The sequence below is a fragment of the Myxococcus dinghuensis genome (genome assembly GCF_024198235.1).
GTDB lineage: Bacteria > Myxococcota > Myxococcia > Myxococcales > Myxococcaceae > Myxococcus > Myxococcus dinghuensis.
The window spans coordinates 397,021-421,417 of sequence record NZ_JAKCFB010000002.1 but is presented as its reverse complement, the minus strand read 5'-3'; the positions used below and the strand labels follow the sequence as shown (position 1 = coordinate 421,417).

Sequence of the window (24,397 nt, the reverse complement as noted above, 5' to 3'; positions counted from 1 at the left end):
CGCCGTAGCGCGCAGAGGGGCACCAGACGTCCGATGAGTCTCCACTTGAAGAACTTCAGTCCTCGCCCCGGCGAGCACTGCGAGACGAGCACCCTGGGGATGATGCTCGCGCACGAGGGGCTCGTGTTGAGCGAGGCGATGCTCTTCGGGCTCGGCGCGGGGTTGGATTTCAAGCTGTGGCCCGTGCCGGAACCCCGGCGGACGATGCCCATCGCCTCCGGGCGTATCGACTCGGGCCGCGTCGCCCGGAACGCGGCGGACCGGCTCGGCGTGGAGCTCGTCGTCCAGGAGGCGGAGACCCCGGCGCAGGCGCGTGAGCACGTCGAGGCCATCCTGGGGCGCAACCGCGTGGCGGGCCTGAAGCTCGACATCTTCCACCTCCACTACTTCAAGTCGCGCCGCCACTTCGCCGCCCACTACGTCGCGCTGCACGGCCTCGACCTGGGACAGGCCCTGGTGGTGGACACCGCGCAGCAGGGGGGGACGCACCGCCTGTCGGTGGAGCAGCTCGCCCTGGCCCGCGATTCGCGCGAGGGCTTCCAACCCTCTCGCAACCTCTCCATGTACGTCGACCGCGTCCCCGCCTCGCTGGGCGACGGCAGCCACCTGGAGGCCATCCCCCTGGACTCGCTCCTGGCGGCCATCCGCGAGTGCGCGGGGAACTTCCTCGCGGAGCGCCCGGTGGACTGCGGCCCCTCGGGCATGCGGCGCCTTGCGGGGGCGATGGCCCGCTGGCACGAGGCCTTCGACGACCCCCGCGACGTGGTGAACGGCATCGCCCACTTCTGGCGCTTCGCGGGCACGGGGGGCGCCAACTTCCGGCGCCTGTACCGCGAGTTCCTGCAGGAGTGTGGTCGCCGCTTCGACCGGCCGCTGTTCCACGAGGCCGCGGCCGACTTCGAGCCCATCGTCCAGGACTGGGATGCCGTCATCGACGGGCTGATGACCTACGGGCGGGACGGCGACACGTCCCACCTGGAGCGGGCGGGCCAGCGCTTCGCCCACCTCGCGGAGCGGGAGTCCCAGGCCATGGGGCGGCTGCTGGCCGCGACCCGCGGGCGGTCCACGCCTCCGGGGGCGACGGGGGGGGGCGCGCACGCGGTCCACGCCGGGGCGGCCGTCGCGGAGGTGAAGACCCTCTGCCGCATGTGCCACGGGGGCTGTGGGGCCATCGTCACGCTCACGGACGGCCTGCCGGTGGACATCCGGGGCGACGCGTCCAGCCCGGTGAGCGAGGGCTTCTTCTGCGCCAAGGGCAAGGCGGCGCTCGGGCTGCTCGGAGGCGAGCGGCTGACCACGCCGCTGCGGCGGGTGGTGCGCGGGGGCCGCGCGGACTTCGAGCCCATCTCCTGGGCGGAGGCGCTCGACCTCGTCGCGGCGAAGCTCCAGGACGCGAAGCGCGCGCACGGCGCCGAGTCCGTCGTCCTGGCCCAGGGGACGGACCGCAACTACCAGGAGTGGGTCTTCCGGTTGGGGAACGTGTTCGGGACGCCCAACGTCCTGGGGCCCGCGCACATCTGCTTCTACCCCCGGGTGATGGCCTCCATCCTGACGTTCGGCGCCTTCACCTTCAGCGACTACGAGGGCGACCCGGAGGCCATCTTCGTCTGGGGGAGCAACAAGCTGCACACCCACTCGGACGGGGTGATTGGCATCAAGCTGGCCAAGGCGCTCAAGCGGGGCGCGAAGCTCATCGTGGTGGACCCGCTGCGCACCGCCCTGGCGCGCCAGGCGGACTGCTGGCTGCAGATCCGCCCCGGCACGGACGGCGCGCTGGCGCTCGGGATGCTCCACCTGGTCATCGAGAACGGGTGGTTCGACGGGGCGTTCGTCGAGCAGCACACCCAGGGCTTCGAGGCGCTCAGGGCCCATGTCCGCGCGTACGACCTGGAGACCTGCGCCCGGCTCACGGGGCTGGCCCACGAGGACATCCTGCGCGCAACCCGGCTGTACGCCACGGCGGCCCGCGCCACCATCGAGGCGGGGACGGGCCTGTCGCAGAACCGCAACGCCTTCGACACGCTGCGCTCCGTCTTCATGCTGTCCGCCCTCTGCGGCAACCTCGACGCGGAAGGGGGCGACGTCATCTGGGAGCCCATGGCGGTGGATGGGCGCCGCACCTTCCCGCTGACGGAGCTGCTCCCCCAGGCACAGCAGGCCAGGCGGCTGGGCGGCGACAGGCACCGCGTGTTGTCCATGACGGGCTGGGCGCACCCGGACGCCGTCTGGGATGCGCTCCTCACGGACACGCCATATCCGGTCGCCGCGATGGTGGTCTTCGGCAGCAACCTCCTGGCCACCCAGGCGGACACCGAGCGCGTCCACCGCGCCCTCACGCGCCTGCCGTTCCTCGTCGTCTGCGACCTGTTCATGACGCCCACCGCGCGCATGGCGGACGTCGTGCTGCCCACCTCCAGTTGGTTGGAGCGCGACCAGGTCGTCGAGTTCAACGCCTACGTCGGCGCGCGCCGCAAGCTGGCGCAGGTGGGGGAGAGCCGGTCCGACGAGGCCATCATCCTCGAGCTGGCCGCGCGCCTGGGGCTCTCCGAGCACTTCTGGCCCACCGTCGAGGACGCGCTGGCGCACAAGCTCAAGGGCCTGGGGCACACCTGGGAGAGCTTCAAGGACGTGGGCTTCATCCCGAACCAGAAGCGCTACCGGAAGTACCGGGAGCGGGGCTTCCGCACGCCCTCCGGGAAGCTGAGCCTGTTCCACGTGGGGCTCCAGAAGATGGGGTACTCGCCCCTGCCCGAGTACGTCCCGGACCCGCCCCGCGACGACACGCGGCCGCTGCCCTACCTGCTCACCAGCGCCCACTCGCCGTTCTTCTACAACTCCGAATACCACCAGGTGCCGGCGCTGCACGGGCGCCAGGCTCGGCCGCTGCTGACGCTGCACCCGGAGGCGGCGGCGCGCGAGGGGCTCCATGCGGGGGAGCGCGTCTTCGTCCACGTGGCGGGGCGGGAGTGGGGTGTGGAGTTCGAGGCGCGCCTGTCCCGCGACGTGGCCCCCGACGTCGTCTACGTGGACTCCTGCTGGTGGTACCCGGCGGCGGCCACGCTGACGGACGCGCTGCGCTCCAACATCAACGCGCTGACCCGCACGGACGACCGCAACCCCGCCATGGGGAGCACGCCGCTGCGTGGCTTCCGTGTCGCCCTGTCCAAGGCGGCGCGGTCCGAGCACCTCACCCTCGAACTCGAAGGCCCACGTCATGCCCCTTGAAGCCCGCCTCGGCGAACGCGTGCCGGAGACCGACAACGGCCAGCAGGGCGAGTTCATCGCCCACCGCTACGACCTCATGCAGCGCCACATCCGGGACCGGGGCTGGCTCCAGGAGAAGGTGGACCTGCTCGTCGCGCGGGGGCTGGGCGGCGTCGCCCTGGAGGTGGGGATGGGGCCCGGCTACCTCGGGCTGGAGTGGCTGAAGGCGACGCGGGGCACATCCCTCGTGGGGCTCGACATCTCCCCGGAGATGGTGGCCTGCGCGGAGAAGAACCGCTCCGAGTACGGCCTCCAGGAGCGCGCGACCTTCTGCCTGGGCGACGCGCAGGCGCTGCCCTTCGAGGACGGGCGCTTCGACTGCGTCTTCAGCTACGGCTCGCTGCACGAGTGGAGCCGGCCGGAGGCCGTGCTCGACGAGGTGCACCGGGTCCTCAAGCCCGGGGGCCGCTACTGCGTCATCGACCTGCGGCGGGACCTGGACCGCCAGGCGCTCACCTTCATGCGCGTGAACATCGACGTGGAGCTGCGCGCGGGCTTCATGAGCTCCGTCCGCTCCTCCTACACGCTGCAGGAGCTGCGCGCGCTGGCGGGGAAGACGGCGCTGCGGGACGCGGTGATGAGTGAGCTGGAGCTGGGGCTCTACCTGACGGGAACCAAGTAGCGCGAGGACACGAAGACATGATGCGACCAGGCGAGGGACTGCGGCTCTATGTCGGTGAGCCCAACGAACACACGCCGCTCCCCTTTCCCCAGGAGGAGCGGTTCCGCAAGACGTGGGCGGAGATCCGCGCGCAGGCGTCCGCGTGGCGGACCGTGGAGACCGACACGTTCCTCGCGGAGTTCTGCGGTGAAAGCTCCGGCGCCTGGCGAGGCGTGCACGAGCTGGTGAACGGCGTCCACCACGTGGCCTTCTACCTGGGGGACTACGAGCAGGACCAACGCGTCTTCGACTGGTTCACCTTCCTGAAGCGGCTGCTCGCCGAGGGCGCGCTGCGCGAGGCGACCATGGGGCCGTCGTACATCGCGCCGCGCCAGTACGGGACGCCGGGCTGGTGGTTCTCCGTCACGCTCGACGACGGCTTCGTCATCGAGATGTTCTGCTGCCGCGCCTACGGCACCTGGACGGAGCGGGCGCCGAGCGAGCGCGTGGACCTCATGTCGCACCTGGCGCTCGCCATCCGCTCCGAGGACGCGGTGCGCGTGGCCCTGGACCGGCTGGCTCGCGGCCACGCCAACCTGGAGGCCATCGCCTTCACCGAGCGGGACTCGCTCGGCCACACCTACGGCCACGTGCGCAACAACCGCAACCACCGCGTGGTGGAGTTGGTCCACCAGGGGCTGCCCAAGCCGACGGAGGTCGTCTGAATGACTGTCCTCAAGGTCAAGCCCTTCGTGGGCCAGCACTGTGAGTCCACCACGCTGGTCAACCTGCTCAACCATCACGGGCACGCGTTCTCCGAAGCCATGGTCTTCGGCCTGGGGCGGGGGCTCAACTACGTCTACTGGAAGACCGACTCGATGGAGTACCCCTTCATCGGCGGGCGGACGCGGCCCGACAGCCTGACGGAGAACGTGGCCGAGGCGCTGGAGCTGAAGGTCCAATCGAAGCGGACCGACTCCGAGCTCAAGGCCTGGCAGAACCTCACCGAGGACCTCGACGCGGGCCACATGGTCGGGCTGAAGCTCGACAGCTACTTCCTCGACTACTGCCACGAGGACTTCCACTTCGCGGCCCACTACGTCGCCTGCTACGGCTACGACGAGCACAAGGCCTACCTCGTCGACACGAAGAACAAGCAGGGCGTGCACACCACCTCGCTGGAGAGCCTGGCGGACGCGCGCGCGTACCGCGGCCCCATGTCCTCCAAGTCGTTGTCCTTCACGTTGACGCCGCCCGCCCGGCTGCCGGACCTGCGCGAGCGCGTGCCCCAGGCCATCGCGAGGAACGCGGAGGCCTTCCTCCATCCCCCCATCAAGAACATGGGCTTCAAGGGCATCCGCAAGACGAGCGAGCTGATGCCCCGCTGGATGGAGACGCTGGACGACCCGGGCCGCAACCTCCGGACGCTCTCCACGTTGATGGAGCGCGCGGGGACGGGCGGCGGCAACTTCCGGGCGCTGTACTCCCGCTTCCTGGAGGAGAGCGCGCAGCTCACCGGCAACGCCTTCTACCGGCAGGTGGCCGCCCGCTACCACGACATGGCCGGGCGCTGGACACAGGTCGCGCAGCTGCTCGACGCGGCGGCCGTCAAGCGCGAGCCGGCGCTGCTGGAGGAGGCCGCCGGCCTCATGGTGGACCTGGCGGACGACGAGGAGCAGGCCATGGAGGCGCTCCACGCCGAGGCCTCCGGCAAGCGGCGCCGTGGCCGTGGCCCCGCGCGGGCCGTGCGGACGGGGCGGAGGATGGCGCATGTCAACTGAGCTGGAGCGGCTGGGCACCCACCTGGCGGAGTTGCTCGACTGGCGCGTCGCCGTCGCCACCGAGGTCGAGAGCGTCCTGCGGCTGGACCGCGAGGGCCTGCGCGCCTGGCGCGAGCGCGCGCTGGTGGAGGCCGTCGCCCGGGCCCGAAGGGGCTCCGCCTTCTATGGACGGAGGCTGGGCGAGGCCGCCACCGCGCTGACCGAGCACGGCGACGTGACGGCCCTGACGCGCCTGCCCTTCACCACGCGCCAGGACCTCCATGACGGGTACCCGTTCGACTTCCTCGCGGTGCCGCGCCGGGACGTGGCCCGCTTCGGGGAGAGCTCGGGCACCAGCACGGGGAAGTCCATCGCCGCGTACTTCACCTCCCGGGATTGGATCACCAACAACTGCACCGTCGCGCACTTCCTCAAGCAGGTGCTGACCGGCGAGGACGTCGCCGCGGTGGCGGTGCCCTACGAGCTGGCCGGCGTGGGGCAGGACCTGGACCGCTCCCTGGAGCTGGTGGGGTGCACCGTCGTCGCGCTCGGCGCGCTCACCCAGTTCTGTCCGCCCGAGCGCATGGTGGACATCCTCCGGGAGACGGGCGTCACCACCCTGGTCTGCTCCGGCACGCGCGCCCTGTACCTGGCGCAGGTCGCCCGGGCGAGGGGGTGGGAGCCCCGGCAGGACCTCAAGGTCTCCAAGGTCCTCTTCGCCGGCGAGGGCGCCTCCCCCGCCAAGCGGCAGAAGCTCCACGAGGTCTGGGGCGCCCGCAGCTACGCCATGTACGGCATGACGGAGACGAACACGCTCGGGATGTTCTGCCGGCAGGACGCCCTGCACCTCATCGAGAACCGCTCCTGGTTCGAGGTGGTGCACCCGGAGACGGGCGAGCCGGTGGAGGGGGGCGAGGTGGGCGAGCTCGTCGTCACCTCGCTGCGCAGCGAGGCCATGCCCCTGGTGCGCTACCGCACCGGCGACCTGTGTCGCATCGAAGACAAGCCCTGCCCCTGTGGCAGCGCCCTGCGCACCGTGCGCCACCAGGGGCGGCTCGCGGACCGCGTCCTCGTGAACCAGACGCCCATCAGCCAGCTCCAGTTGGAGGACGTCATCATGTCCCACCTGACGGACGCGCCGTTCTACTTCGCCTTCAAGTCCAGCGGCGCGGAGCTGCTCGTCGGCCTCACGGCCAGCAACATGACGGACCGGGTGCGCAACGCCATCCGCGCGGACCTCGACGGGCGCTTCCGCATCCCCGCTTCATTCACGCTCATGTCGGAGGAGACCTTCGAGCAATCCATCCGCTCGGCCGTCAAGCCCACCATGAAGAGCTTTCTCATCGAATAGCAAGACAGGAGGTGGCGCCCAATGGCTGACTTGAAGACACGGCGCCCGGATAACGCACCCGGCAAATTCTATGTCGATAGCACGTGTATCGATTGCCAGTTATGTCAGGACCTCGCGCCGAACAACTTCGCCTGCAACGAGGAAGAGGAATACCACTACGTGAGCCGTCAGCCTCGGACCGCGGACGAGCTGGCGCAGGTCGTCGACGCACTCGAGTCCTGTCCCAGCCGGTGTATCGGCGACGACGGTGACGCGACTCCCTCCGGGGAGTGAATTCCAACACCAGTCCGAGTCTGGCTGAAACGAACCGCGGGGGCAGGGACACGCATGGAAAAGCCATTACCCCAGCCGGAGGCGGGCACGGCGCCCGGCCCGCAGTGCAATGCGCTGGGCCGCATCGCCGAGAGCTACGACATCCTCCACAACATCCCCTCGCTGAACGCGGCCCGCAGACAGGGCAACCTCCCCATCGCCTCGTACAACTCGGCGGTGCGCACCGTGTTCCAGGGCGCGGAGGTGGCGCTGCTCAACCTCACCCGGCTGACGGACCGGGTCTCCTGCCATGTCGCCCGGAGCAACCCCGCGCGCGCGTCTGTCTTTGCCCGCTGGCTCGTGGGGCTGCACACCATCCTCCGGCGGTTGGGCACCACCGCCGCGGAGCTGCGCATCCTCCACGCCTGCGCCGCTTCGAACGAGGGGCCGGACGCCTCGCCGCCGGAGTCCATGAGCATCAAGAGCTCCACCGCGCTCCAGGGCTACGTCGAGGCCGTCCAGCGCATGGACGGCGTGCTGATGGGCAGCTTCTCCGGACAGGGCCTGGAGCGGGTGAAGCTGTCGTTGGGGAAGGGCACCCACGACGACGCGCTCTACTCGCTGCTGCACAGCCTGCGGCTCGTCGCCCATGACGGGAGCAAGTGGGAGGCGGACCTGTACGCCGTCCCCACCGAGCCGGGCATGCCTCCGTACGAGGACGCGGTGGGGGGCTTGCTGCTGGCCTCCGCCGTCAAGACGGCGTCCCTGGCGGGGGAGACGTTCTACGGCGAGTTCGTCTGCCTCCACCAGATTCCGGAGCTGCTGTGTGACGAGGCGAATGACCACGTCGAGGCCGCCATCCGCCACTTCCGCGCGGACGCGCTCAGCCAGGCCGTGGAGCAGCTGGCCCAGGCCCGCGCGCTGCTCGGCGCCGTCGTCGAGTCGCAGCGGGTGATGGTCGAGTGCCTGGCGACCACCGAGTACCACTTCTTCCGGGAGAACCTCGGGCCCGCCAGCGGCATCCACTCGCTGGCCATCCGGCAGCACATGTTCCGGGACCTGTTCTCCTGCCTGTGGAACGACCTGGAGGCGTGGACGGCCCGGGGCGGACTGCACGCGGAGGCGGCGACGCGGGAGCTGACCCACCAGCGGCACGAGAGCGCGCCCGCGTGGCTCAAGCACGCGCTCCTGACGGAGGCGTTCCGGCTCCACCAGCTCCACGAGGAGTGGCGCCACGAGCACCTGCACATGCCGCGCAACTGCCTGGGCAGCGGCGGCACCAAGTCCATGATTGGCGTGCCGGACGGGTTGGAGACGGTGATGCGCATGCGCGAGACGGCCAACGCGCAGCCCTCCCTCAAGCGCCTGCACAAGGCGCGCGACCTCAAGCTCGGCGGCACGGAGGAGAAGGCGCCGCTCGGCGCGTACCACCGCGGCGCGACGTCGCTCGACACCTTCCTCAAGAGCCTCACCGGCGAAATCACCCGCGACTTCTTCCCGGAGGTCCAGGGCAAGGAGTTCTGTCCGTTCCGCTCCCAGCACCCGGTGCGCAAGCCCTGAGGCCCCGCTCCGCCCTCCAGCGCCCACCCACGAAGAAAGGGACGTCACCATGCAGCAGGGGCTTCTGAAGACCCACTCCCCGCCCCCCTCTTCGAGGAGCGGATGGTCTCCGGACCGGGAGGGGGCGCTGTCCACCGCCGGCGCGCGCGGCGCGTGGCATGGGGAGGACTACGTCGCGAGCCTCCAGGACGGGCGGGAGCTCTGGTACGACGGCGAGCGCGTCGACGTCACGCGGCACCCCGCCTTCGCGGGCGCGCTGCGGACGCTGGCCGGCCTGTACGACGCGCAGCACGCCGCCCCGACGCGCGAGCAGATGCTGTGGCGCTCACCGGAGCACGAGCACCCGGTCAGCTACTCCTATCTGGCGCCTCGCACGACGGAGGACCTGAACCGCAAGTGGCGCAACAGCCACCTGTGGATGGAGCGCAGCCACGGGCAGTTGGCCCGCGTGCCGGACTTCATGGCCAACGTCGTGGTGGGGCTGTACGACTTCCGCGGCGAGCTGGCGAAGGTGGACCCGCGCTTCGGGGAGAACGCGGAGCGCTACTACCTGTACTGCCGCGAGCACGACCTGGCGCTCACCCACGCCCTGGGGGACCCGCAGATCGACCGCTCCTCGAGCCCGGTGGAGCATCCGGAGTACGCGCTGCGCGTGGTGGAGCGCCGGCCCGACGGCATCGTCGTCCACGGGGCGAAGCAGCTGGCCACGCTGGCGCCCTACTGCCACGAGGCCCTCATCTACCTGTCGCCGGCCTTCTACGCCCGCGCGAAGCCAGAGTACGTCGCCTGGTTCGCGGTCCCCATCGCCACGAAGGGGCTGAAGCTGTTGTGCCGCGAGTCACACGGCGAGAGCCTCAACCACTTCGACCACGCCTTCTCGTCGCGCTTCGACGAGCAGGACGCGATGCTGTTCTTCGACCACGTCTTCGTCCCCATGAACCGCGTGTTCCTGCTGGAGGACACGGCCACGGCGGCCCGGGGCTTCCACGAAGTGAACAAGTGGTCGCTCTACGCGGGGCAGATCCGCTTCTACCACCGGCTGCGCACGTTCCTGGGGGTCGCATCCCTCGTCGCGCGCGCCATCGGCGTCAGCCAGTTCCGGGAGATCGCCAGCAAGCTGGGGGAGCTGACCTCCTACGTGGAGCTGGTGCGGCTGGGGTTGGTGGCCATGAACGCCGAACCCCAGCCGACGGTGGGCGGGCTCATCGCCCCGGGCTCCACGCTCGCGCTCGACGCGTTCGCCGCGCAGATCTCCTCCCGCATCACGGACATCCTCCGCGTCATCGGCGGGTCCGGCATCGTGATGCAGCCCAGCCAGCGCGACCTGGAGAACCCGGAGCTGCGCCCGTACCTGGAGCAGTACATGAAGGGCAAGGACGTGGGCGTCGACTTCAAGGCCCGCCTCTTCCGCCTCGCCTTCGAGCTGGTGGGCGACCGCTTCGGCCTGCGCCAGGAACTCTACGAGTACTGGAACCGCGGAGACGTCGTCCGCACGCACATGGCCCTCTACGAAAACTACTTCGACCGCGCGGCCTGCGAGGCGAAGGTGAAGGAGCTCCTCTCGTGAGTGCACACGTCCCGGGGGGCGCCGCGCGCGCGGACCTCTCGCTCGAAGGCGAGCCGGTCAGCCGCAACTACCTCGAACACCGCGCCCTGCTCAGCCGCGTCACCGGCGCGAGGCGCCTGTCGCCCGGAGAGCGGGTGGCGCGCCTGAAGGACGCCGTCTCCTACGCGCTGGAGAAGAGCCCCTACTACCGGACGGCGCCCCACTGGCGCGCGGTGGACGAGCTGGAGGAGCTGTCCGCCATGCCCTTCACCACGCGGCAGGACCTCCAGAAGGCCTACCCGCTGGGGCTGCTGGCCGCGCCGGCGGAGACGCTGGTGCGCTACGCGGAGAGCACCGGGACGACGGGCCCCCGCTGCGCGGGCTTCGTCACGCGCGAGGACTGGCTCACCAACAACCTGAGCGTCGCCCTGAGCTGGGCCACGCTCCTGTCGAAGGAGGACACCCTGGCGGTGGCCGTCCCGTACGAGCTGACGTACGTGGGCGCGGACATCGACCGGGTGGCGGAGCTGCTCGGCGTGGCCGTCATCTCCGTGGGCACCAACAACACGTTGTGCCCCTGGCCCCGCGTCCTGGAGTTGATGAAGTCCCACGGCGTCACGGCGCTCTTCTGCGCGCCCACGCGCGCCATCCGCCTGGCCCAACTGGCGCGGGAGCGGGGGCTGGACCCGCGCAAGGACCTCCAGGTCCGGAAGATCATCTGCGTGGGCGAGCACTGCTCCGACGCGCGCCGCGAGCACCTGGCGCGCGCCTGGGACGCGCGCGTCTACAACCACTACGGCATGACGGAGGCCCTGGCGGTGGCGGTGCCTTGCAGCCGGCAGGCCCTGCACCTGTGCGAGGACCGGTTGCACGGGGAGCTGGTGGACCCGGACAGCGGCGCGCTGGTGCGCCCTGGCGAGCCCGGGGAGCTGGTGCTCACCACGCTGACCCACCGGGCGATGCCGCTGCTGCGCTACCGCACGGGGGACCTCGTGCGCGAGCTGAGCACCAAGTGCGCGTGCGGCAACCCGTTCCGCGTGGTGAAGCAACTGGGGCGCGTGACGGACACGTTCCAGACGCGCATGGGCACGGCGTACTTCCACCAGCTCGACGAAATCCTCCTGTCGGAGCCGGACATCCAGCCCTTCTTCTCCGTCGCGCGCGAGGCGGAGGGCCTGCGCGTCTCGGTGGTGCTCTCCCCGGCGGTCCGCGAGGGCAGGGGGCGCACGCGCGCGGAGGTCGTCGCGGCGCTGGAGCAGCGGCTGGGCGCCCGGTTCGGGGTCCACGTCCACCTCGTCGTCGAGGACGAGGGCCCGTGGCTCAACCGCATCGACAACTCGTCCAAACCAGGCAGCGCGCTGGGCCGGTGAGCGCGACCCACACGACGTCGAGGAGAGCATCCCAATGAAGGTCGGAATCGTTCAGACGCAGTGGCGGGCGGACCCGACGGAGAACGTCTTCTTCGTCTACGACCAGGTCGAGGAGATCTGCCAGGGGATGGGGCTGGACCTCGTCTGCCTGCCCGAGTTCTTCCTCGGGCCGGCCTGGTACATGCCGGGGCAGGCGGACCTGAAGGGCATCACCGACACCCGCATCCCCGGCCCCGTCACCACGCTGTTCCGCGCCCTGGCGCGCAAGCACCGCGTCCACATCCTCCTGGGCTCCATGGTGGAGGAGCTGCCGGACGGCGGGTACTGCAACACCGCCGTGCTGCTCGACCGCCAGGGTGAAATCGTCGGCCGGGCGCACAAGGTGCACGCCTTCGCCAACGAGGTGGTGGTGTGCAGGCCGGGCAACAGCGTGGACGTCATCGACTGCGAGCTGGGCCGGCTGGGCATCGCCGTCTGCTCGGACTTCTGGGTGCCGGAGACCATCCGGATGCTGGCCCTCAAGGGCGCCCACACCGTGCTCATCCCCGGCGGGTCCTTGAAGCAGAACCTGGACGCGATGATCAACGCCTTCCGGGCCACCGCGTTCCTCAACTGCGTCAACCTCGTCTACGCCAGCCCGGTGGGAGAAATCACCGGCATCCGCGGCGGGCGCCAGATTCGCGTCGCCTTCGCGGGCACGAGCCTCGCCGCCTCGCCCCTGGGGCTCCTGGCTCGAGGCGCGGAGGACCGCTCCGACTCGCTCGTGGTGGACCTGTCCGCGGAGCACGTCCTGTCCCTGCGCGAGCGCCGCGCGGACGACGACACCTGGCAGGGCCTGGGCCTGCGCCGGCCGGAGGCCTACGGCGGCGTCCTGGAGGGCTTCGTCGGCCAGGGGCGGGACCTGGTGGCGGAGACGCGGACGAGCATGTCGCAGACCACCGCGAGCGGCGCCCGGTAGGGCCCCTGGCGCGGACACCCCAACGAACGAGGAAGGCGGTCCCATGAGATTGCAGGTGCACCAGAGCCCGTGGCTTCCGGACGCGGGGGCGACGTTGGAGGCGGTCGAGCGCGAGCTGCGCCGGTCCGTCACCCGCGGCACCGACTTCGTCGTGCTGCCCGAGCACGTGCTCGGCGACCCCGCGCGCACCCCGCCGGACGCCGGGCGCTCCCGGCGCGCGCTGGAGCTGTTCACCCACCTGGCCCGGGAGCTGGAGGTGTACGTCGCCACGGGCTCGTGGCTGGAGCACCACGAGGGCCGGGTGGTGAACGTCGCCCGCGTGCTGGACCGCGCCGGCCGCGTCTGCGCCACGGTCCGCCAGCCCCACGAGGGCGGGGCGCCGGTGACGGGGACCGACTTCCCCCTGTTCGACACGGACAAGGGCAAGGTGGGGCTCTTGCTCGGCCACGACTTCTGGGTGATGGAGTCCTCGCGCATCCAGAGCCTGCGCGGGGCACACCTGGTGCTCGTGCCGGGCACGCTGGGCACGCGCAACCGCGAGTCGAAGAAGGCGGCCATCTGGGGCATCGCCACCCTCAACTGCGTCGCGGTGGCCTTCGCCAGCACCGTGGGCGGGGGCAGCACGCTCGCGCTCCCGCAGCGCATCGTGGCCCAGGCGGACGAGGCGCCCGGGGTCCTCACCGCCGAGTGGGCCGACGACACCATGACCCTCCAGCGCGAGGCCGACCTGTCCTTCAAGAACACGCTCTGGTTCGGCCTCTGGGCCCGGCGGCCGGAGCTGTACGCGCCGCTGACGGCCCCGGCCGACCGCTCCACCGAGGCTGCCTGAGAGGAGGTGCGTGATGAGAAGGAAGGGTCTGCCGAAGGAAGAGGTGCTCTCCTCCATCCGGTCGCTGCGCGAGAAGGACGTGCCCTGGTCGCGGGTGCTCAACTCCATCTGCACGCGGCCCCACCCGCTGGCGGTGGAGGCCTTCCAGGCCGGTATCGACACCAACCTGGGCGACGTGCGCATCTTCCGGGGCACCCACGACATCGAGCGCCGCGCCGTGGCGCTCATGGGGACGCTGCTCGGCAAGGAGTCGTGCGCGGGCAGCCTCGTGTCGGGCGGGACGGAGGCCAACCTGCTCGCGATGTACGTGGCCCGCAAGCTCGCCACCCAGCGCCGGGGCGGGCTCACAGGTCCCCCGGAGGTCATCGTCGCGGAGACGGTGCACTACTCCGTCCAGAAGATCTTCGACCTGCTCGGCCTCACCCCGCGCACCGCGCCGGTGGACAAGCGGCTGCGCATGGACGTGAAGGCCGCGGAGGCGCTCGTCAACGAGCGCACCATCGCCCTCATCGGCACGGCCGGGACGAGCGAGTTCGGGTCGGTGGACCCCATCGAGGCGTTGAGCCAGCTCGCCCTGGAGCGCGACCTCTACCTCCACGTCGACGCGGCGACCGGCGGCTTCATCATCCCGTTCGCCCGCGAGCTGGGCCACCCGCTGCCGCGCTTCGACTTCTCGCTGCCCGGCGTCACCTCCATCACCCTGGACCCGCACAAGTACGGCCTGGTGAACGTGCCCGCGGGCGCCGTCTTCTTCCGCGACCCCGCGCTGCAATCCCTCATCAGCCTGGACTCGTTCTTCGCGCGCACGCCCACCCACCGCACCTTCCTGGGCACCCGGCCCGGAGGCGCGGCGCTGGCCACCTACGCCGTGCTCGAGCACCTGGGGTGGGAGGGCTTCGTCGAGGCCACGCGCACCAACTACGACACCATGGGCTACCTGCTCGACCGGCTGAACGCGCGCGGCTACTCGCTGCTCCTCCCTCCTGAACTGAACATCGCCATCGTCGACCTGCCCGCTGCCGTACAGGTGATGGAGTTGTTGGAGCGCTGGGATTGGATCATCTCGGTGTCCAAACGTTACTCGAATTGCCTGCGTCTCGTGGTCACGGCCCACGTCACCCGCCCGGTCGTCGATGCGTTCATCGACGCGCTGGACGGCGCGATGACCGAACTGGGCCTCGTCTCCTGCGGGACGGATTGAGAGGGGAACTCCGATGCATGGACCCATCGCCGCGCTCGAGCCGACGCTCGCGAGCAAGCGACGCTTCAAATCGATGACCACGGAGTTCCAGATGGGCTACCCCTCCGCGGCCGGCCTGATACTCCAGACGTCGTTGAAGAAGCAGGACGCGGCCCGCCTGGAATCGCTCCTGGGCTGGTTGGCGCCCCACACGGTGCTGGAGGTGGGCAGCTACTGCGGCGTCTCCACGCGGTGGCTCCTGTCCTGCCTGCCCGACGCCCGGGTGGAGTGCGTGGACCCGTGGCTGTCGGACGGGGTGGTGGACACCGAGTCCATCTTCGACGTGATGGTGTCTCCCTTCCGTGAGCGCGTGACGAAGACGCGCGCGTACTTCGGCAGCCGCAACAACCAGGCGTTCTCGGTGACGACGAGCCACCTGTCCGACGAGAGCACCCGCCCGGGGGCCAACGCCGTCGACGTGCCCGTCTTCGTGCCCACGCGCACCTACGACGTCGCCTTCGTGGACGGGGACCACCGCACGAGCAGCTCCATCAACGCCTTCATGCTCCTGAAGGAGTGCACGCAGGCCATCATCTACCACGACGCGAACCTGCCCACGCACACCGCCGCCTTCGAGGTCATCATCCGCGAGTGGGCGGGGGAGTGGACGGTGACGCGCTTCGGCGAGGGCGAGGACGGCCTGGCGCTGGTGTCCCAGGCCACGCGGCGGAGGTCCGGCACATGAGCCTGTTCAAGGGGCGGGCGACGAACGTCGCCGTCATCCAGTTCAAGGTCCTCCAGGACGACCGGGACACGAACCTCGCCACGGCGACCCAGCTCATCCAGGGCGCCGCTGGCCAGGGGGCCAACCTCATCTGCCTCCCGGCCACCTTCGCCACCGGCCTCAACTTCCCCAGCGTCAAGCGCATGGCGGAGCCGCTGGACGGGCACATCGTGGAGGCGCTCCAGGAGCAGGCCCAGCGGCTGAAGCTGGTCGTGTGCGCGGGCCTCCTGGAGGCGGCGGGCCGGGACATCTTCGACAGCGCGGTCGTCATCGGGCAGGACGGCCGGCTGGCGGGCAGCTACCGCCGCGCCTGCGTGTGGGAGGGCGAGGGGGACTTCATCTCGCGGGGGGAGGGTGGGCACGTCATCGAGACGGAGCTGGGCCGGCTGGGGCTGCTCGTCAGCTACGACCTGCGCTTCCCGGAGGCGTGCCGCGGCTACTTCGCCCAGGACGCGGACATCATCGTCTGCGTGGCCAGCCTCTTCTCGCGCTACGCGCTGGCGGTGGAGAGCCTGTGCCGGGCGCGCGCGGCGGAGAACTCGTGTGGCTTCGTCTTCGCCAGCGGCCTGGGGGCCAACCGGCTGGCGATGATGGAGTACATGGGGCGCAGCCTCATCGTCGACGGGACGGTGGACGCGGAGGACGGGGAGGGCGCGCCGGACGTGCTCGCGCGCGCGGGCACGCGGGAGGAGGTGCTCCAGGCGCCGCTCTTCGCGCGGGAGCTGCGCAAGCGGCGCAAGGACCTGCCGCTGCTGGAGGACTACAAGCGGCTGTGGATGGACGAGCCGGACCCCGTCCTGGAGCGTGCGAGATGACCTCCGCCGTCTCCAATGCCTGGGACTGGCTGGGCGGCGTGGTGGACCTGGTGCGGATGGACCTGGTGCAGTTCTTCCGCAACCGCCTGGTGGTGGTGGCCACGCTCCTGACGTCGGTGTCGATGATCCTCTCCTTCGGGCTGGGCTCCGCGCGCATGCCGGGCTTCGCCGGGAGCGGCGACAACTACTTCGCCTTCATCTTCCCGGGCATCCTCGGCGTGGGCATCATGTTCAGTTGCACGTACACGATTGGCTACGCCGTCATCGTGGACCGGCAGCGGCGGACCATCGAGGACATCGTCCTGTCGCCCCTGTCGTTCGCGGGCTTCGTGGTGGGGCGGCTCGTGGGCATGGTCCTCAAGTGCGCCCTGCAGTTCGTGGTGAGCATGGCGCTGGCGCTGGCGCTCTTCGACGTGGACGTCGCCTCGTACCCGCTGCTCGCGTACGGGATGCTCACCCAGAGCCTGGCCTTCGCGGGCCTGGGAATCCTGGTGGCCACCTTCACCACGGAGGTGTCCTTCTCGCTGCTCACCAACGTGGTCATCGTCCCGCTCACGTACTTCTGCGGCGTGTTCTTCCCGCTGGAGAGCTTCGGCCGGCTGGGGCCCGTCGTCGCCCGGCTGCCCCTGTCCGTGAACATCGACGTCCTGCGGGACGCGATGACGGGCCAGCCCTCCCGCTTCATCCACGGCAGCCTGTGGCTGTCCGCCGTGTACGCGCTCGTCGCGGTGGTGGGTGCCATGGCCGTCTTCCGTCACCGCGTGCAGAAGGGATGAGCGCCATGTCCACGGCTGACACGCCCGAGGTGCTCCGCGTGGAGGGGCTCGGCAAGGTGCTGGGGCCCGCCTTCCGGCTGGAGGCCATCGGCTTCCGGGTGGAGCGGGGGCAGGGGCTCGCCCTCATCGGGGCCAACGGCGCGGGCAAGTCCACCCTGCTGCGCATCCTGGCGGGGCTGACCCGGCCGGACAGCGGCGAGGTCGTCGTCTGCGGCACGTCGTCCGGACGCTGGCTCAACAAGCTGGGCACGCGCGTGGGCTTCGTCCAGCAGTTCAAGGGCCTGCCGGACGACCTCACCGTGGGCGACTACGTGCGCCACCAGCTGCGCATGCGGCGGGTGCCCACGGAGCGCTACCCGGACCTGGTGCGCCTGGCGGGCCTGGAGGCCTATGAGGACCAGCCCGCCACCCGCCTGTCCGGCGGCAACCAGCGGAAGATCCACATCGTCTGCGCCATCGCCCATGCGCCGGACCTGCTCGTGCTGGACGAGCCCACGAGCGGCCTGGACGCGCCGACGCGCGAGACGCTGCTGGCGTTCATCCGGGAGCTGAAGGGCCGCGGGATGAGCCTGGTGGTGGCCACGCACCACCTGGAGGAGGTGCGCGCGCTGGCGGAGCACGCGCTCGTGCTCCGCGAGGGCCGGCAGGTGGCCCTCGCCCCCGTGGCCGCGCTCACGTCGTCCCGGGCGGACGAGCACTGCCTGGAGCTGCGCCTCCAGGACCCGGACCTGGACGCCGAGCGCGTCCAGGGGGCGCTCTTCGACGACGAGGGGCCGGCGGACTTCGTCCTGCGCGTGGACCGCGGACCGGAGCGCGTGCGCCTGTACTGCGCCAAGGATGGCGCGGACCCCCTCCCCCGGGCCGTGGCGATGCTGGCGAGGCACCGCATCCGGCTCCACTCCGTCCGCCGCTACGAACCCACCCTCGCCGAAATCGTCGCAGAGCTGACCCGAACACCCCACACCCCTGAAGTCGGACCCAAGGAGTTCATATGACGAAGCACAGTCTTCCCTTCTGGAAGGAATACCCGGAGCGGGACAACGAATGGGTCCGCCAGTACCCGACGAAGCACGCGGCCGTGCGCGAGGAGGATGTCTTCACGCAGTCGCCCATGGGCGTCTACGTGCACATCCCCTTCTGCAACCGCCTGTGCTTCTCCTGTCCGTACATCAAGCACCAGACGGACTCCGGAATCACGCAGCGCTTCCTCGACGCGCTCAAGCTGGAGATCTCCAACTACGCCCGGCGGCCGTACATCAAGGACCACCTCATCACGCTGGGCTACATCGGCGGTGGCACCCCGACGTCGTTCTCCTCCAAGCAACTGGCGGAGATGCTCGACCACCTCTTCGGTGAGCTCAACATGAGCCCGGACGTGGAGCTGTCCATCGAGACGACGCCCGTGGACATCAACGAGAAGAAGGCCCGCACGCTGGTGGAGAAGGGCGTGCGCCGCATCAGCCTGGGCGTGCAGACCTTCGTGAAGCAGGAGCTGGAGGACATCGGCCGGCCCGGCGACCCGCAGCTCATCATGGACGCCATCAAGCTGGTGCAGGACGCGGGCTTCAAGAACGTGAACATCGACCTGATGCACGGGCTCAACGGCCAGACGATGGAGAGCTGGGAGTACAGCCTCGACAAGGCCATCGAGCTGGGCGTCACCTGCGTCTCGTTCTACACGTACATGGAGTTCGCGCAGGTGAGCACCAAGCGGCGCAAGCTGCCGCCCGTGCCGTCCAGGGAGATGGTGGACGAGATGTTCCTGTTCGCCGCGCGCAAGCTCTCCGCGAACGGCTTCGCGGGCTACTACGGCGACTGCTTCGCCAAGCCCGGCTTCCAGCCGCGCTACGGCCACCTGTCCTGGAGCGAGGACATCCCCATCATCCCGCTGGGCCCCACGGCGACGGGCCACCTGCGCAAGCACTGGTACTTCAACGAGCCGAACATCGACCGCTACATCGACATCGTGAACTCCGGCCGCCTGCCCATCTCCATGGGGCAGCACATCTCCAAGGAGGAGGCCATCCGCCGCGCCATGGTGCTGGGCGTGAAGGCCTCGCGCGTGGACCGCAAGCGCTTCAAGGAGCTGCACGGCGTGGACTTCGCGTCGCTGTTCAAGAAGGAGATCGAAGACCTCCAGGAGAAGGGCCTCGTCACCATGACGGAGCACGGCCTGGAGGTGACCGGGCCCAAGGGCTGGTACTTCCTCGACAACATCTCGAAGGCTTTCTACTCGGAGGAGTTCAAGCGCTTCCCGCAGCACCTGGGAGCGGACATCACCCCGTTCCTGAAGAACGCCTCCGCCCGCTGAGGACCGGAGAGGAGCCTGACATGGAAAGCATGTACAACCTGCGTGAGCGCATTCCCGAGTCCCAGCCGTTCTCGGACATCAACGGGGTGCGGCAGTACGACCTGAGCATGCGCAAGTCCGCGCTGATGGCCTACCAGAAGCCCGCCAAGCGCATCCTCGAGCTCGTCAAGGCGGGGATGACGGACATCGTCGACGTGGGCGTCAACACGGGCCTGCTGTCGCTCTACATCGGCGGGAAGAACCCGGGCATCGCCGTCTCCGGCATCGAGGAGAACCGCAACCTCCTGGAGGTGGCGGAGGAGAACCTCAACCTGTCCGTCTGGGCGAACACGCGCGCCAACGTGGAGTTCGAGCTGGGCAAGCTCAACAAGCTGCCCTTCGCGGACCAGTCCGCGGACATCGTGTTCTCCTTCTCGTCGCTGCACATGTGGAAGCGCCCCGTGGAGACGCTCAAGGAGTGCCAGCGCATCTGCAAGCCCGACGGCATCGTCCTCATCGAGGACATGAACCGCCTGGCGGACGAGGGGCACATCACCTTCGTGCTCCAGTTCCTCAAGGACGGCGCCAGGGACTTCATGACGGCGCTGGGCGCCTCGTACTCGCCGGAGGACGTGCGGCAGCTGCTGAACGAGGCGGGCCTCCCGGACTGGCGCATCTACGAGGAGGACCTGGGGCTCATCGTGTCCTCCCGGTCCCTCGACCTGTGAGCCGCCCATGGAATCCGTCGGGACGGTGAAGGCGGCGGTCATCCAGCTCGAGTGCAAGCTGAGCCGCAGCGCCGGGAACATGAAGCGGGCGGAGCGCTACATCCTCCAGGCCATCGAGGAGGGCGCCCAGCTCGTCTGCCTGCCGGAGGCGTTCCTCACCTCGGGGAACATCCTCGAGGTGTCCGAGGTCGCGGTGACGATTCCGGGCGAGTGCACGGCGCGCCTGGGCGAGCTGGCCCGGCAGGGCGGCGTGCACCTCGTGGCGGGGCTCCTGGAGAAGGACGGCGAGACACACTACAGCACGTCGGTGCTCATCGGGCCGACGGGGGAGCTGCTGGGCAAGTACCGCCGCGTCCACTGCTTCGAATTGGAGAAGCAGTACCTGGCGACGGGGGACACCTTCGAGGTCTTCGAGACGCCGGTGGGCCGCATCGGGATGCTCCAGGGCTACGACGTGAACTTCCCGGAGGCCACCCGCGAGCTGTACCGCCGGGGGGCGGACATCATCGTCTGCTCGGCGCTGATTCCGGAGCAGTACGCGTACGTCACCCGGCAGTTGTTGCCGGCGCGGGTCATCGAGTCGCAGAGCTACCTGCTCTTCGTCTCCGGCCTGGGGTCCAACACCTTCGCCGGCTTCAGCTACATGGGCGGCAGCGAGGTGCTCGCGGACCCGCTGTTCCTGGAGCAGGAGAAGTTCGACTTCGTCGACGGGGACGAGCACCTGCTGGTGATGGAGCGGGACGAGGGCCTGCGGACCGTCGAGCTCGACGTGCGCCGGCTGCGCAAGTACCGCAAGGAGCGCTCGTTGCTGGGGGACCTCGAGCCCCGGACGTACTGGCGGGAGACGCGGGCCGCCGCGGTGGCCCGCCTGGGAAGCTGAAGACACGGAGCGGAGGACTCCCATGCGCGTATTGTTGATCTCCACGAACAAGATTCGCGTGCCCCGGCCCGCGCTCCCCATTGGAATGGCGTACATCAGCGCCGCGCTCAAGGCGGCCGGGCACGAGGTCCACGTGCTCGACCTCCTGTGGGAGTCGCGCGAGCTCAAGGCCGTCTGCGAGAAGCTCAAGCAGACCCCCTACGACCTGGTGGGCGTCGCGGTGCGCAACCTCGACAACCTCACCTTCATCGACCCCATCTTCTTCGGGCCGATGACGCACAAAATCGTGCAGGCGGTGCGCAAGTACACGTCCGCCAAGGTGGTGATTGGCGGCAGTGGCTTCTCCGTGGAGCCCCGCTCCTTCTTCGAGTACTCGCGTCCGGACTACGGCATCGCGGGAGAGGGGGAGGACGCCATCGTCCAGCTCGCGTCCTATCTGGAGACGGGGTTGGGGAACCTGGGCCAGATCGCCGGCCTCTGCTACATGCGGGACGGCAAGCTCGCGCTCAACCCACCCTCCGGCACGGTGGACGTGACGCGGCTGGAGCCCGACCGCAGCATCTACGACCCGCGCTACTTCGAGGAGACGGTGGCCGCCGCCAGCGACCTGACGCGCGACTACCAGCCCGCCATCGAGACGCTGCAGACCAAGCGCGGCTGCAAGATGTACTGCTCGTACTGCATCATCAAGAAGACGGAGGGGCGCGGCAACCGCTTCAAGGAGCCGCGGCAGGTGGTGGACGAAATCAAGCGGGCGATGCGCGACAACCCCCAGGTGCGGGAGTTCGAGATCGTCGACGCGACGTTCAACTACCCGCTCGACTACGCCATGGAGGTCTGCACGGAGATGATTCGCGCGGAGCTCAAGGTCCCCTGGTACTGCCAGCTCACGCCCAACGCGATAACCCCCGAGTTCGTGGACCTGCTGGAGCGCGCCGGCTGCATCCGCGTGGACCTGGGCACGGACGCCTTCACCGACGAGGCGCTCGAGCAGCTCATGAAGGGCTTCGACATGGCCCGGGTGCTGGAGATCGACCAGCTGTTCACCAAGAGCAAGCTGGAGCACACCCACTGCGTCTTCCTGGGAGGCCCCGGGGAGTCGCCCAAGGCGCTGCGCGAGTCCATCGACTTCACGGAGAAGTACCTGCGGCCCGCGCAGATCTACGCCAACCTGGGCATCCGCATCCTGAGCAAGACCAAGCTGCAGCGGCAGGCCATCAAGGCGGGCATCATCTCGGAGAACCACAACATGTTCATCCCCACGTTCTACGTGGAGCCGGACACGCTGGCGGACCCGGAGACGCTCGACTACGTGCGCAACGCCTACCTGCGCCACAAGAACTGGTATCTGTGGTGGGGCATCAAGGGCCAGCGCCTGGTGGACCGCTCGGTGGAGGTCGTCAAGCGCGTGCGCGACATGCACGAGGAGTACAACTACGTGATGAAGAGCCTGCCGCGCCTGGAGGTCTGGGGCGAGGCCGACGAGCCCTCCTCCGAGACGAAGCTGCCCGTGCTGAAGGCCAGCGGGGACTTCTCCCGGACGGTCGCGCAGGCGCGCAGCGCGGCGGGCAACTGCACGTGACGCGGGCCCGGAGCGCGCGGAAGGAGGCGCCGGAGGCGGCCCCGCTGGAGGCCACCGTGGAGCGGCTGCTCGCGGCTCTGCGGGCCCGGGCGGCCCCCCACGTGGCCGCGTCGACGCGGCGCTACTTCCCGGACGACATCCACGCGCTGGGCGTCACCAACGCGGGCGTGCGCGTGCTCGCGGACGACTTCGTGGCGGAGCACCACCTCCTGGGGCCGGAGGTGCGCCTGGCGCTGGCGGAGGCGGTGCTGGCCCGGTCGTACCATCACGAGGAGGTGCTGCTGGGCTTCGCGCTCCTGCGCAAGCTGGTGCGGCGCTCCTATGACGAGGCGCTGCTGGCGCGCTTCCGGTTCTGGCTGGAGCGCTACGTCCGGAACTGGGCACAGTGCGACGACCTCTGTCTGACGGTGCTCTATCCGTTCTTCCTCTCCCGCGTGGAGTCGCTGGGCAGGATTCAGGACTGGACTGAGTCGTCGTCCCCCTGGTGTCGCCGGGCGGCGAACGTGGCACTGGTGAAGTTCGTGAGCCGGAAGATCGGCTCGACCCCGTATCGGCTCCCGCTCGACCACATCCTCGGGAATGCGCGTCGCCTGTTGGAAGACCCGGAGCCATACGTCCAGAAGAGTGTGGGTTGGCTGCTGAAGGTGGCGGCGGACCATCACCGCCCCGCGGTGGTGGAGTTCATCGAGTCACACATCCAGACGATTCATCGGGACACGCTGCGCTACGCCATCGAGCGGCTGGACGAGAAGCAACGGAAGTCCTTGATGACGTTGGAGCACTGACCATGAATGCCTCGAGTGTCCTGGAGCGCTACCGCCACCAGCAGGGTCTTCACTGCGAGTCCGCCTGCCAGCGCAACATCCTGAGTGCGCTGGGCACCGAGGTGGACGAGAGCGTGCTGTTCGGGCTGGATGGCGCGTTCGGGCTGTCCTACTTCGCCTCGCCGCTCGACGAGCCGGACATCGTGGTGGGCAAGCAGACGCTCTTCCCGCTCCAGGCCGCGCGGTTGATGGGCATCCAGGTGGACCAGCACAAGGACGCGGGCGCCGCGCCGCTCATCTCCTTGCTGGAGAAGCGCCAGGTGGTGGTGGCGCGGCTGGACATCGGCCAGCTCGACTACTGGAAGCTGCAGGGCAAGGTCTCCTTCGGCGGCTACTTCGTGAACATCGTCGGGTACGACCCGGGGGCGGGCAGCTTCCAGGTGTCCGACCCGGCCTTCGCGGAGCCGCAGTGGGTGGACGCGGAGCAACTGGTGCGGGCGCGCTCCAGCCGGTTGTCGCCGCCCATCAACCCGGAGAACCGCTGCTACGTCGTCAACGCGCCCAAGGGCGCGCCCAAGCTGGACAAGGTGGGGCCGGTGGCGGTGCGGAACATCTGCCGCGAGGTGCTGCGCCCGGACCTGCGCAACTTCGGCCTTCCCGGCATCAAGATGTTGCAGGACGCGGCCCGCAAGTGGCCGGCGACGAAGGTGGGGGACGTGGTCGACGTCGACCTGCGCGGCAAGCAGGTGGAGTGCGACGCGCTGACACGGCAGCTCGTCTACCTGGGGCGGCAGATCGAACTGTTCGGCACGGGGGGTGGCCTGTTCCGGCCGATGCTCAGCCGCTTCCTGACGGCGGTGGGCGAGGCCACCGGCCGGGACGTCTATGCGGGCGCGGCCCGGACGTTGGCGGAGAGCGGCGAGGTGTGGAGCGCGCTGGGGCAGCAGTTGATGTCGCTGGGGGCGGAGGGGCGCCGCGCGCGGGCGGAGGCGCTCGTCGAACCGTTGGTGGAGTCACTCCAGAAGGTGAGCCAACTGGAGAAGCGCGCGTTCGAGTCGTTGAAGGATTGCTGAGCCCAGCTCCCGGAGGGCAGCCGCGATGTCGAGT

At 69.7% G+C, this 24,397-nt stretch carries 22 protein-coding genes; all 22 read left to right on the top strand.

Annotated elements, in window-relative coordinates:
* The first annotated feature begins 33 nt into the window (after positions 1-33).
* The 22 genes from LZ198_RS04350 to LZ198_RS04245 are packed head-to-tail and all read left to right on the top strand — an operon-like array spanning position 34 to position 24,363.
* A complete protein-coding gene (locus LZ198_RS04350; RefSeq protein ID WP_253970586.1) occupies positions 34-3,225 on the top strand; it encodes a molybdopterin-dependent oxidoreductase in 3,192 nt (1,063 codons plus the stop codon).
* Entirely contained in the window at positions 3,215-3,886 is a 672-nt protein-coding gene (locus LZ198_RS04345) for a class I SAM-dependent methyltransferase (RefSeq protein ID WP_253970585.1), read from the top strand. Before LZ198_RS04350 ends, LZ198_RS04345 begins: the two co-directional genes overlap by 11 nt.
* A gap of 17 nt (positions 3,887-3,903) precedes the next feature.
* Positions 3,904-4,590 carry a hypothetical protein gene (locus LZ198_RS04340; protein ID WP_253970584.1) on the top strand — a complete coding sequence of 229 codons (687 nt, stop codon included), beginning with the start codon at positions 3,904-3,906 and terminating at the stop codon, positions 4,588-4,590.
* Complete coding sequence (locus tag LZ198_RS04335; RefSeq protein ID WP_253970583.1) at positions 4,591-5,646, top strand: BtrH N-terminal domain-containing protein; 1,056 nt, start codon at positions 4,591-4,593, stop codon at positions 5,644-5,646. It begins immediately after the preceding gene.
* The gene (locus LZ198_RS04330) at positions 5,636-6,976 is read left to right on the top strand and encodes a phenylacetate--CoA ligase family protein (RefSeq protein ID WP_253970582.1); all 1,341 of its coding nucleotides are present in this window, start codon (positions 5,636-5,638) and stop codon (positions 6,974-6,976) included. Before LZ198_RS04335 ends, LZ198_RS04330 begins: the two co-directional genes overlap by 11 nt.
* Positions 6,977-6,997: 21 nt before the next feature.
* On the top strand, positions 6,998-7,249 hold the full coding sequence (locus tag LZ198_RS04325) for a ferredoxin (RefSeq protein ID WP_253970581.1): 252 nt from the start codon (positions 6,998-7,000) through the stop codon (positions 7,247-7,249).
* A 54-nt stretch (positions 7,250-7,303) separates the two neighbouring features.
* Positions 7,304-8,788, top strand: a complete 1,485-nt coding sequence (locus tag LZ198_RS04320; RefSeq protein WP_253970580.1) for a hypothetical protein — start codon at positions 7,304-7,306, stop codon at positions 8,786-8,788.
* Positions 8,789-8,837: 49 nt separating this feature from the next.
* On the top strand, positions 8,838-10,355 hold the full coding sequence (locus LZ198_RS04315) for a 4-hydroxyphenylacetate 3-hydroxylase family protein (protein WP_253970579.1): 1,518 nt from the start codon (positions 8,838-8,840) through the stop codon (positions 10,353-10,355).
* Positions 10,352-11,704: a phenylacetate--CoA ligase family protein gene (locus LZ198_RS04310; protein WP_253970578.1), complete on the top strand. Its 1,353-nt coding sequence runs from the start codon at positions 10,352-10,354 to the stop codon at positions 11,702-11,704. The genes LZ198_RS04315 and LZ198_RS04310 overlap by 4 nt, the downstream gene beginning before the upstream one ends.
* A gap of 34 nt (positions 11,705-11,738) precedes the next feature.
* Complete coding sequence (locus LZ198_RS04305) at positions 11,739-12,662, top strand: carbon-nitrogen hydrolase family protein (RefSeq protein WP_253970577.1); 924 nt, start codon at positions 11,739-11,741, stop codon at positions 12,660-12,662.
* 43 nt (positions 12,663-12,705) lie between these two features.
* The gene (locus LZ198_RS04300) at positions 12,706-13,491 is read left to right on the top strand and encodes a carbon-nitrogen hydrolase family protein (RefSeq protein ID WP_253970576.1); all 786 of its coding nucleotides are present in this window, start codon (positions 12,706-12,708) and stop codon (positions 13,489-13,491) included.
* Between the two features lie 13 nt (positions 13,492-13,504).
* Positions 13,505-14,692, top strand: a complete 1,188-nt coding sequence (gene mfnA, locus LZ198_RS04295; protein ID WP_253970575.1) for a tyrosine decarboxylase MfnA — start codon at positions 13,505-13,507, stop codon at positions 14,690-14,692.
* Positions 14,693-14,705: 13 nt separating this feature from the next.
* Positions 14,706-15,416: a class I SAM-dependent methyltransferase gene (locus tag LZ198_RS04290; RefSeq protein WP_253970574.1), complete on the top strand. Its 711-nt coding sequence runs from the start codon at positions 14,706-14,708 to the stop codon at positions 15,414-15,416.
* Positions 15,413-16,270, top strand: a complete 858-nt coding sequence (locus LZ198_RS04285; RefSeq protein WP_253970573.1) for a carbon-nitrogen hydrolase family protein — start codon at positions 15,413-15,415, stop codon at positions 16,268-16,270. The genes LZ198_RS04290 and LZ198_RS04285 overlap by 4 nt, the downstream gene beginning before the upstream one ends.
* Entirely contained in the window at positions 16,267-17,046 is a 780-nt protein-coding gene (locus tag LZ198_RS04280; RefSeq protein WP_253970572.1) for an ABC transporter permease, read from the top strand. The genes LZ198_RS04285 and LZ198_RS04280 overlap by 4 nt, the downstream gene beginning before the upstream one ends.
* Before the next feature lie 5 nt (positions 17,047-17,051).
* On the top strand, positions 17,052-18,041 hold the full coding sequence (locus LZ198_RS04275) for an ABC transporter ATP-binding protein (RefSeq protein WP_253970571.1): 990 nt from the start codon (positions 17,052-17,054) through the stop codon (positions 18,039-18,041).
* On the top strand, positions 18,038-19,357 hold the full coding sequence (locus LZ198_RS04270; protein WP_253970570.1) for a coproporphyrinogen-III oxidase family protein: 1,320 nt from the start codon (positions 18,038-18,040) through the stop codon (positions 19,355-19,357). Before LZ198_RS04275 ends, LZ198_RS04270 begins: the two co-directional genes overlap by 4 nt.
* A 20-nt stretch (positions 19,358-19,377) precedes the next feature.
* On the top strand, positions 19,378-20,064 hold the full coding sequence (locus tag LZ198_RS04265) for a class I SAM-dependent methyltransferase (protein ID WP_253970569.1): 687 nt from the start codon (positions 19,378-19,380) through the stop codon (positions 20,062-20,064).
* A gap of 7 nt (positions 20,065-20,071) precedes the next feature.
* Positions 20,072-20,944 carry a carbon-nitrogen hydrolase family protein gene (locus tag LZ198_RS04260; protein WP_253970568.1) on the top strand — a complete coding sequence of 291 codons (873 nt, stop codon included), beginning with the start codon at positions 20,072-20,074 and terminating at the stop codon, positions 20,942-20,944.
* Between the two features lie 22 nt (positions 20,945-20,966).
* The gene (locus LZ198_RS04255; protein WP_253970567.1) at positions 20,967-22,526 is read left to right on the top strand and encodes a B12-binding domain-containing radical SAM protein; all 1,560 of its coding nucleotides are present in this window, start codon (positions 20,967-20,969) and stop codon (positions 22,524-22,526) included.
* Entirely contained in the window at positions 22,523-23,311 is a 789-nt protein-coding gene (locus tag LZ198_RS04250; protein WP_253970566.1) for a DNA alkylation repair protein, read from the top strand. The genes LZ198_RS04255 and LZ198_RS04250 overlap by 4 nt, the downstream gene beginning before the upstream one ends.
* A 2-nt stretch (positions 23,312-23,313) precedes the next feature.
* Positions 23,314-24,363: a BtrH N-terminal domain-containing protein gene (locus LZ198_RS04245; protein ID WP_253970565.1), complete on the top strand. Its 1,050-nt coding sequence runs from the start codon at positions 23,314-23,316 to the stop codon at positions 24,361-24,363.
* Positions 24,364-24,397: the final 34 nt, after the last annotated feature.